Here is a 1,143-nt window from a genome sequence, read left to right as displayed (position 1 = left end):
CTAGTGTCCTGCGCCTGAAGTTCATTTTCTAAATGTAGAATATCGGGCATGCCGAGGACGGGACGGCCGAAGGCCGAGCTGGTGCTCTCCGATGATGAGCGGGCGCAGTTGGAGCGCTGGTCGCGGCGGGCGAAGACGTCGCAGGCTCTTGCGTTGCGTGCCCGGATCGTGCTTGCGTGTGCGCAGCCGGGGGCGTCGAACTCCCAGGTCGCTGTTGACCTGGGAGTGACGCGGCCGACGGTCGGCAAGTGGCGGCGGCGGTTCATCGAGTTGCGGCTGGACGGGTTGGCCGACGAGCCGAGAGTGGGTCGGCCGCCGTCGATCCTGCTGGACCAGGTGGAAGCCGTTGTGGTGGCGACGTTGGAGTCGAAGCCGGCCAACGCCACGCACTGGTCGCGGGCCTCGATGGCCGCAAAGTCCGGGCTGTCGAAGTCGACGATCGGCCGGATCTGGAAGGACTTCGAACTCAAGCCGCATCTGACCGACGGGTTCAAGATCTCCACGGATCCGCAGTTCGTGGACAAGGTCGTGGACGTTGTCGGGATCTATCACAACCCGCCGGAGAAAGCGGTTGTGTTCTGCGTCGATGAGAAGTCCCAGATCCAGGCGCTAGACCGTTCGGCCCCGGTGCTGCCGATGATGCCGGGCATGCCGGAGCGCCGCACCCACGACTACGTCCGCAACGGGGTCACCAGCTTGTTCGCCGCGTTCAACATCGCAGACGGCACCGTGATCTCCGAGATCCACCGGCGGCACCGGGCCGTGGAGTACAAGAAGTTCCTGGCCGCCATCGACAAGGCCGTGCCCGACGGGCTGGACGTGCACATCGTCTGCGACAACTTATCCACCCACAAGACCCCGGCGGTCAAAGCCTGGCTGGCCCGGCATCCCCGGTTCCATGTGCACTTCACACCCACCGGCAGCTCCTGGATCAACCAGGTCGAGCGCTGGTTCGCCTACCTGACCACCCAACTACTCCAGCGCGGCGTCTACAAGAACGTGCAGGCCATGGAAAAAGACATCAGAGCCTGGATAGCAACATGGAACGAGGACCCCCGGCCGTTCGTCTGGAAGAAGACGGCCGAGGAGATCCTCAACTCACTCGCTAAATATTTGAAACGAACTTCAGGCGCAGGACACTAG

At 63.3% G+C, this 1,143-nt stretch carries 1 protein-coding gene; it reads left to right on the top strand.

What is annotated here, in order from left to right:
- The first annotated feature begins 48 nt into the window (after positions 1-48).
- Complete coding sequence (locus GWK61_RS54710) at positions 49-1,143, top strand: IS630 family transposase (RefSeq protein ID WP_194922312.1); 1,095 nt, start codon at positions 49-51, stop codon at positions 1,141-1,143.

The sequence above is a fragment of the Catenulispora rubra genome (assembly GCF_015356825.1).
GTDB lineage: Bacteria > Actinomycetota > Actinomycetes > Streptomycetales > Catenulisporaceae > Catenulispora > Catenulispora rubra.
Note: the sequence above shows the minus strand (reverse complement) of the source record. Positions and strands in the feature narration are given on the sequence as shown.

Bases quoted from the DNA above. Each gene is read 5' to 3' on its own strand.
- GWK61_RS54710 (WP_194922312.1), top strand. From the start codon at position 49: ATGCCGAGGACGGGACGGCCGAAGGCCGAGCTGGTGCTCTCCGATGAT.